This is a genomic window from Nocardioides sp. J9, assembly GCF_007829375.1.
Classification (GTDB): domain Bacteria; phylum Actinomycetota; class Actinomycetes; order Propionibacteriales; family Nocardioidaceae; genus Nocardioides.
Genome location: NZ_VLJQ01000010.1, coordinates 1 through 7,917, shown reverse-complemented (window position 1 = coordinate 7,917; position 7,917 = coordinate 1). Strand labels below are relative to the sequence as shown.

The window sequence follows — 7,917 nt, the reverse complement described above, 5'->3', positions numbered from 1 at the left end:
GCCTGCATCGTGGCCGCACGGGCGTCGCGGTTGTCGGCCACCGCGGTCTCGATCAGGCGCAGGTGGGTGCGCAGCAGCCAGTACCGCAGCGGGGTCTCGTCGCCGGACTGGGTGATGCCGTAGGAGTCGAGCTCCTCGAGGCGCTTCGCTGCCGTCGTACGACGCTCGTGGATGTCGGTGATCGGCTCGAGCAGCTCGAGCTTCTGCTGCTCGGTGCGCATCGCGACGTGCGCGGCGTCGAGGTCGTCGAAGTGCTCGATGGCGCGATCGGCGGCGGCGTAGGTCGCCGGGCGCTCGAGCACCATGTCCTTGTAGAGCTCGTCGACGCTGCGGACCTGGTTGCCGGCCTGGATCCGGGCGAGCAGGCGCAGCGCCTTCGCGCCGTCGCCGTTGGCGCCGATGCCGAGCCGGGCGTGCAGCACGGCCGAGAACTCGGCGTACGTGCGGTGGACGCGGACGCCGGGGAACAGCTTCTTGAGGGTGTTCGCGTGGAACTTCTCCGGGACGGCGGCCTCGAGCTTCGCCAGCGGCAGCTCGCCCTCGTGGGTCCACATCTGCATGAGCACGTCGCTGGAGCGGCTCGCSCSCCGCGGCACGTAGTAGGTGCGCAGCGCGGTGAACCGGCCCCCCTGGTCGCTGACGAAGGTCATCGCCACCGCACCCCAGGTGTCGGCGCCCTTGCCGCGCAGGAGCTTCTCCACCGGCCGGCCGGTCTTCGGGTCGTCGACGACGTCGACGGCTCCGCGCAGGTAGGACAGCAGGTTGCGCTGCCCGACGCTGCGGGCGCGGCCGGCGACGGCGTCGTTGGAGGCGCCGTTGAACTTGGTGTCCGACGGCATCATCAGCGCGGTGTAGGCGTCGAGGATGGTGCTCTTGCCGACGCCGGAGGCGCCGGAGATCATCGTCGCGTCGCCGGCGAGCGGGACGGTGGTCAGGCCGCCGAAGCCGCCCCAGTTGACCAGCTGCAGCAGCGACGCTCGCCACTGCACGGTGTCGTCGGCGGGCGCGGCGACGACCTGCTTCTCGAACAGGCCGTCGGTCTCGTCGCGGTGGTCGAGCAGGCCGTCGGCCGTCTCGATGCCCTCGTCGATGCTCATTCGGCGTCGTCCTCCTCGAACAGGTCCGCGTCGGCCGGGGCCTCGGCCTCGTCGTCGCGCTGCGTGCCGTTCGCCTTCTGCAGCGCCTCGAGCAGCTCCTGGAGCAGCTCGAGCGGCAGCAGGGGCTCGACGGCCTCGCTGATCTCGAACCGGTCGTCGGACGCGGTGGGGATCAGCAGTCCGGCCTTGACGATGCTGGTGACCGCGTTGCGCGCCCGCTTCTCGTCACCCGACTCGTCGGTGGCGTGGACCGGGCGGTAGCTGGCCACGTAGTCGAGCAGGTCGTCGCGGTCGACGTACACCCGCACGTCGCCGCCCGCGATGCCGGCCCGCAGCCGGTCACGCAGGTGGACCAGGACGAGCGTCTCCTCCCGCGACCAGGCGGTGTCGTGAAGCAGGGTCGGGAAACGGCCGCCGCCCTCCGCCTGCGCCTGGCGCTTCCACGCGACCTCGCGGGCGCGGTCGACCTGGAGGTCGAGGAAGAGGTCGTTGAGCCGCCCCCGCAGCAGCTGCTCGTGCTCGACCAGCACCTGCCAGTCGCGCGGGTGGGTGCGGGCACTGATGAACCGCTGCTTGAGCAGGGTCACCAGCGTCTGGCGCTGGGCGTACTCGAGGCCGCCCTCGTCGCCCTCGAAGAGCGAGACGGAGCGGTCGTCGACGACGTCGAGGTCATCGAGCTCCGGGGTCTCCTCGAGCTCGGCGTACTCGGTGGTCACGTGCTGGCCCCCTCATGGTCCGGGTCACGATCGAGGTCGGGGTCGGGCAACGGCGTGCGCGGCACCGCGAAGGTACGGCGGGTGCCGTCGGGCCGTAGGGCGGAGAACGTCTCGACGTGCTCGTCGTCGGCGCGCAGGTCGCGGTTGGCCGCCAGGTGCAGCAGGCCGAAGATCTCCACCGGGCGGCGCAGCGACGGCTCGAGGCTCTCGAAGAGCTCGCCGAGGGAGCCGGCCGGGGCGAGGTCGCCGAGCGCGTCCTCGAGCCGCTGGCGCAGCGAGCCCAGCTGCGGGCCGCCCTGCGCCATCAGCGCGGTCAGCGACAGCCCGGGCGCATCGGTCGGGTCGGCGGCCGAGATCGGCTCCGGCAGCACGTCGTCGGCCGGGTCGTGGAAGCGCTCGCGGAGGTGCTCGACGGTGACCCGGTTCGGCAGCAGCGCGACGTCGTGGGTCGCGCGCGGCCCGGTCTCCGCCATCCACGTCATCAGCTCGGACTCGACCTGCCGCAGCGTCTGCTCGAGCTCGCGGTCGCGGGCCGCGTCATGGCTGACGATGTACTCCTTCAGCGTCGCCGTCACCCGGCTGCGCTGGGCGAGCACGCGGTCGAGGCCGTCGCGCACCAGGCGCACCGTGCCGCGCAGCTCCGCGCGATCGGCCTCGGCGAGGATCCGGTCGGCGAGCGGGTGCTCGAGCAGGGCGTTGAGGTCCTCGCGGAGCTGGGTGACCAGGGCGTCGTCGCGCAGCAGCGCGAACGCGCCCTCGAACGCCCGGCCCTCGTGGGTGGCGGTGATCAGCGCGTCGGCGCGAGCGAGGTACTCGTCGATCACCTCGCCGGCGGGCCGGTCCTCGGCGCGGAAGGCCGCCAGGATCTCGGCCCGGATCGTCGCGAACCGCTCCTCGACGCGCGCGAAGTCGCTGGGCAGCGCGGAGATGAGCGACAGCAGCTCGGTGAAGCCCTCGACCATGTAGTCCTCGGTCGCCCCCGGCATCTCCGCGCCGTCGACGAGCCGGTCGCGCTCGGCCTTGAGCCGCGCGATCTCCTCGTTGAGCAGGGTCACCCGGGCGCCACGGTCGGGGTTCGCCTCGGCGTTGAAGCGTCGTACCGTGCCGAGGATGGTGGTGATCCGGTGCTCGCTCAGCGTGGCCCGGTCGCGGGTGAGGTTCTTGACCAGCTCGAGCGCCTGCTGCGCGTGCGAGGTCAGCGAGTAGACCTCGTTGCCCTGCTCGTCGAGCGAGCGCACCAGCCACTGGCCGCGCATCCACCGCTGGCAGATCTCCTTGCCGCTGCCGCTGGGGACGTCCTGCTCCCCCGCCTGCCGGATCTCCGCGAGGTGCTCCTCGACCTGGGTGTGCAGCCGCGCCGTCGGGATCGGCTTGTTGTTCCGCCCGAACGCCGCCCGGAAGATCGTGATCACCACCGGTGCCTGCCGCTGGTGGAGGAGCGTGAGGGTCGGCTGCGCGAAGGCACCCTTGACCCGCGCCAGCTCACCGGCGATGTCGCTCACGGTCCCCTCCTCCCGATCAGGTCGAAATCGGTGAGCCAGTGTTCCAGAGGAGACCCCCGCAGCCCGCACCGAGGGCGTCACCGGTGGTTCGGGATGCAGGTGGGACTGGTGGGGTTGGCGAGGCGGGGGTGACGGCCGCGGGATTGCCGTCAGTCCCGCTGTGCCAGCTCCTCGATCGCAGCGACGGTGCGCTGCAGCATCTCGCCGAGCGCGGCAGGCACCTTCGGCCGGAGGGCCTCGACGAGCGAGCGGTAGTACCAGAGGTGCTGCTCGGGCTCCTGCACCCGGAACCGCTCCCAGACCGCCGGGCCGACCTCGCGCAGGTCGGCCTCGACCGAGCGCGCGTTGTGGAGCTTGTCGCAGGCGGAGATGAGGGCGACGCGCTCGTCGACGTCGGCGAGGTGCTGGAGGTACGTCGACTTCCGCTCCTGCCAGGGTGCCTTCTCCTCGCCGGCGTCGGTGTCGACGAGGCTGTCGGAGAGCGCCTCGACCAGGCGGGCGACCTCGGGCCCGAACTCCTTCGCGACGTCGGCGAGGCGGGCTGTGCCGCCGTGGTCCTCGGCGACGTCGTGCAGCAGGGCGGCGGCGACCTGCTCGTCGTCGCCGCCGTGCTCGAGCACGAGCGCGGCGACGGACCAGAGGTGGGAGAGGTACGGGATCGTCGTGCCCTTGCGCAGGTCACCGCGGTGCGCATCGGCGGCGTACGCCGCCGCACGCATCACGAGGTCGAGGTCCTGCCAGGGCTGGTCAGTGGCGCGTGGAGCCATCGGCTCCTCCTTCCGGTGCCGGGGTCCCGGCAGTCTGGGGCGTCAGGTCGGCGCGGGTCAGCGCGTCCCGGAACGCCGGGTTGGGGCTGGCAGCGGGCAGGGCGGCGCAGACGGCGTCGAGCGCCTCGTCGTGCGGCACGCCCCGCAGCATGGCGTACGCCGCGCCGACGGTGGGGGTCCGGCTCTGCGCGGCGACGCAGTGGACCAGGACGACGTGGCCCTCGTCGCGCAGGGCCGCCACGGTGCGGGCGGCATCGGCGAGGACGAAGTCGAGGTGCGGGTTGGACCGCGACTCGGCGCGGTCGATCAGTCGGAAGGTCACGTGCTCGACGTCAGCCGGCACCTGCTCGTTGCCCACGAGGCAGAGGCTGACGACGGCGGTGACGTCGTCGGGCAGCTCGTCGAGGACGCCGGCGTCGCCGAGCCAGACCCCGTCGTCGTGGGGGTGCCGGACCAGGGTCGATCCGGTCGGTGGCAGCCAGCGCTTCTCACGGTAGTCGATCCGCGCCGTGGGCCAGCCGTGCTGGCCGGGACCACGGTTGGCGGCGAGGTGCGCGAGCTCGACGAGCCTCTCGCCCCGGATGCCCGGGTAGCCGTGCAGCGCCCGGCGCCACTGGGCCGGGACGGCGGAGGCGCCCCAGCGGGCGCCGACCAGCGCGCCGGCGATGGCGGCGACCGTGTCGGTGTCGTCGCCGATCGCGATCGCGGCGGCGAGCACGTCGCCGAGGTGGCGGCAGGCGTCCCCGCCCGACGGCACCGGCGTGTGGCTGATCGCGGACCAGGCAGCCTGGAAGGCGGCGACCACCCAGCCGTTGGGGTTGAAGTGGCCGGGCCGGCGCACCTCGGCCTCGTCGATCCGGCTCGCCCAGTAGCGGGCTGCGTCGTCGTCGAGCAGGTCGAGGCCGACGCGGACGTCGAGCTCGCCCTCCATGACCGCGTGCCGGATCGCGAGCGACCAGAGCACGCACGCCTCCCCTGCCCGCGGGTCGTGGTGGGTCAGCGCGCTGACCTTCGCGGCGGCCTCCGCCACGGCGTCGGGGTCGTCGAGGTACGGCAGCGCGACCGCCGCCGTACGCATGAGGGAGCCGTTGCCGGCGGTGTGGCCGGTCTTCTCGTGGAGCTTGCGGGAGGCGTCGAGCAGCGCGGCGCCGGTCGGGTCCGGCCCGGCGGCCCGCAGCACCCGGCTGGTCTGGATGCCGATGTCGGCCGGACCGGTCCCGTACCAGTCGCGGAAGCGCCGGGCGACCGCCGTCAGCCCTTCCTCGGAGCGGAGGTCGACGCCGCTCGCGGCGACGTCGGCGATGCACCACGCCATCGTGGTGTCGTCGGTCCACTCGCCCGGCGCGAAGCCGCCGAGGCCGCCGCCGATCATCGCCGGACCCTCCGGGCCGAGCGCGGCGCTGCCGAACTCGTAGCCCGCGCCGAGGGCGTCGCCGACGGCCGACCCCAGCAGGGCACCGCAGGCGCGGTCGAGCTGGGCCGACGTGAGGTCGATCCGTGTGGTCATCAGGCGGTCCTTCCACCGACCCGGAGGGCCAGGTCGTCGCGGGTCGAGGTCATGGCGTCCATGAAGACGTCGAGCATGCCGTCCAGGTGCTCCGGCACGAAGGGGAATCCGGGAATCACGAGCTTCTGCCAGACGTCCCGGCCCCGCAGCTCCCACTTCAACCAGAGGTGGTCGCGGTTGAGCAGGCCGACCTCCACGGCGGTACCGCGGCGCGACCGGACGCCGTGGGTCACCCGGGCGAAGATCTCGACGGCCGGCTGGTCCTCCCGCACCCGGACCCAGACCGGCTGGCCCATGTGCCGCACGCCGTAGTCGCCGTCGTCGTCCGGCTCGGGGCACCCGTCGTACTTCTCGTCGAGCACCCGGCCGACCAGCTTGATCAGCTTCTGCCGGTTCTTCGGGCGGTACGCCGTCCGGCGGCGCGTGGCCTTCTCGGTCGCCTTCTCGGTCGTCTTCTCGATCGGCGCCTTCTCCACCGGCACGTCGCTGCTGGAGCAGAGGCCGAGCGCCGCGACACCGTCGGCCGCCGGTCCCCACGCCTGGTGGGTCAGCAGGTGCGGGTGGGTCACGCCGAGGACCTCCTGCAGCGCCAGGACGGCGAGCTGCGCGACGGCAGGCGTTTCGACGACGGGGCGCTCGACGTACCAGTTGCCAGCCTGGGCGCCCTCGCTCGTGTCGACCGCGAAGCCGACGTGGCGCAGCAGCGCCTCGTCGGCATCGTCGAGCACGTAGTCCGGCCCGAGGAAGCAGTTGCCCGACACCTCGGCACGCAGCCGGGTGCCGTCGCCGAAGGAGGCGAACTGGACGTACGGCGCCGTGCCGGTCCGCTCGTCGCCGGGCAGCTCGACGATCAGGTGGTCGTCGCCGTCGACCATGGTGGAGAGGTAGCCCGCCAGGGCCTCCTCGAACTCGTCCCAGGCGACCTGGAACGCGGGGTCGGCGGGCGCTCCGCCGCGGCTGTCGTCGGTCATCACAGCCTCCTTTAGCATCTCGTTGTCGCTAAACATTAGCATGCGAGTCGCGCTAATATCGGGGAATGGCTTCCCGTGGCCTCGAGTCCTACCCCCGCCCCGGCGTCACCGTCGACCTCGCACTGCTGACCGTAGTGGGGGCGTCCGACACAAACCCCGAGCTGCGCCTGCTGGTGCAGGACCGTGCCGACCCGCGCGGGCGCGCCCTGCCTGGCGGCTTCATCCGCGAGCGCTGGACCGTGGCCCGGACCGCCGAGGACGTGCTGCGCCGCAAGGTCGGGATCGAGCCGCGCGACGACATCCGCCCCCGCCTGCTCCGCCTCTTCGACGACCCCGACCGCGACGACCGCACCTGGGCGATCTCGGCCGGCCACTCCGTGTCGCTGCACGAGTCCGACCTGGCCACCGCCGCCGGCGACCTCGTCCCGGTCACCCGGGCCGGCACGCTGCTCGATGAGGGGCCACTCCTCTTCGACCACGACGAAATCGTCGCCGCGGCGGTCGAGTCCCTGCGGGAGCGCTACGAGATCCGCTTCCGGTACGTCGACATCCACCCCGACCCCGACGGCTTCCTGCCCGAGCCGTTCACCCTCCACCAGCTGCGGAAGGTGCACGAGGCGGTCGTCGGCGACGAGCTGCACAAGGACAACTTCAACCGCCGGATGAAGCCGATGCTCGAGCCGGTACTGCGGGACGGGGAGCCAGTGCTGGCGACGAACCTGCGGGGGCGGCCGGCGGCGCTCTACCGGCGGGCTCGGTGATGCGACGGCGCCGGCCTCACCGGGCTCGGCGTACTCATCGGAGGCTGCGGTCGTCGGGCGGTTGCGTTCCCAGAAGCGGCGACGAGAGGCTGGGTGGATGGCCCTGTCCGCCCGTCGGGGCGCGGTTGGTGCGACGGAGAGGTCGAACCGCTTCCAGGCGGCGGGTTCCACCAGGTAGAGATCACCGGAGGCTGCGGTCGGCCGAGTGGTTGCGTTCCGACAGGCAGCGACGAGGAAGCTGGGTGGATGGTCGGGTCCGGCGGTCGGGCTGCGGCGGGCGCGACGGAGAGGTCAACCCGCTTTCAGGCGGCGGGTTCCACTAGGTAGAGATCGCCAGAGGCTGCGGTCGGTCGAGTGGTTGCGTTCCGAAAGGCAGCGACGAGGACGCTGGGCGGATGGTCGGGTCCGGCGGTCGGGCTGCAGTCCGCGCACAGAAGCGGCCGAGGCCGGCGCAGGCTACCTCCGCCCGCCGGCCACAATTACGCGTCTGACCTGCGGATTCATCGCTCTTCGCCCTTGCGATCGAACACCTGTTCGACTAGAATCGGGACATGTCAGCACCCGCAGCGCTCACCACGGCCACCGCCCTGGCCGCC

At 72.6% G+C, this 7,917-nt stretch carries 7 protein-coding genes; 1 reads left to right on the top strand and 6 read right to left on the bottom strand.

The window, feature by feature from the left end; translation table 11 throughout:
- The 6 genes from L615_RS01640 to L615_RS01615 all read right to left on the bottom strand — a co-directional run.
- A partial coding sequence (locus tag L615_RS01640) for an ATP-binding protein (protein ID WP_315897766.1) occupies window positions 1-1,097 on the bottom strand: 1,097 nt, incomplete at its 3' end.
- Window positions 1,094-1,813, bottom strand: coding sequence for a DUF4194 domain-containing protein (locus tag L615_RS01635; RefSeq protein ID WP_084255052.1), 720 nt, complete (start codon window positions 1,811-1,813; stop codon window positions 1,094-1,096). The genes L615_RS01640 and L615_RS01635, both read right to left, overlap by 4 nt.
- Window positions 1,810-3,315 (bottom strand): DUF3375 domain-containing protein, encoded by a 1,506-nt coding sequence (locus tag L615_RS01630; RefSeq protein WP_145723890.1) that lies wholly within the window; start codon window positions 3,313-3,315, stop codon window positions 1,810-1,812. Before L615_RS01630 ends, L615_RS01635 begins: the two co-directional genes overlap by 4 nt.
- A 149-nt stretch (window positions 3,316-3,464) precedes the next feature.
- Complete coding sequence (locus L615_RS01625) at window positions 3,465-4,082, bottom strand: HD domain-containing protein (protein ID WP_051485723.1); 618 nt, start codon at window positions 4,080-4,082, stop codon at window positions 3,465-3,467.
- Window positions 4,063-5,589 (bottom strand): ADP-ribosylglycohydrolase family protein, encoded by a 1,527-nt coding sequence (locus L615_RS01620; protein WP_145723889.1) that lies wholly within the window; start codon window positions 5,587-5,589, stop codon window positions 4,063-4,065. The genes L615_RS01625 and L615_RS01620 overlap by 20 nt, the downstream gene beginning before the upstream one ends.
- On the bottom strand, window positions 5,589-6,560 hold the full coding sequence (locus tag L615_RS01615; protein ID WP_145723888.1) for a TY-Chap domain-containing protein: 972 nt from the start codon (window positions 6,558-6,560) through the stop codon (window positions 5,589-5,591). The genes L615_RS01620 and L615_RS01615 overlap by 1 nt, the downstream gene beginning before the upstream one ends.
- 65 nt (window positions 6,561-6,625) lie before the next feature.
- On the opposite strand from L615_RS01615, the gene L615_RS01610 reads away from it, so the two are divergent.
- Window positions 6,626-7,321: an NrtR DNA-binding winged helix domain-containing protein gene (locus L615_RS01610; RefSeq protein WP_145723887.1), complete on the top strand. Its 696-nt coding sequence runs from the start codon at window positions 6,626-6,628 to the stop codon at window positions 7,319-7,321.
- Window positions 7,322-7,917: the final 596 nt, after the last annotated feature.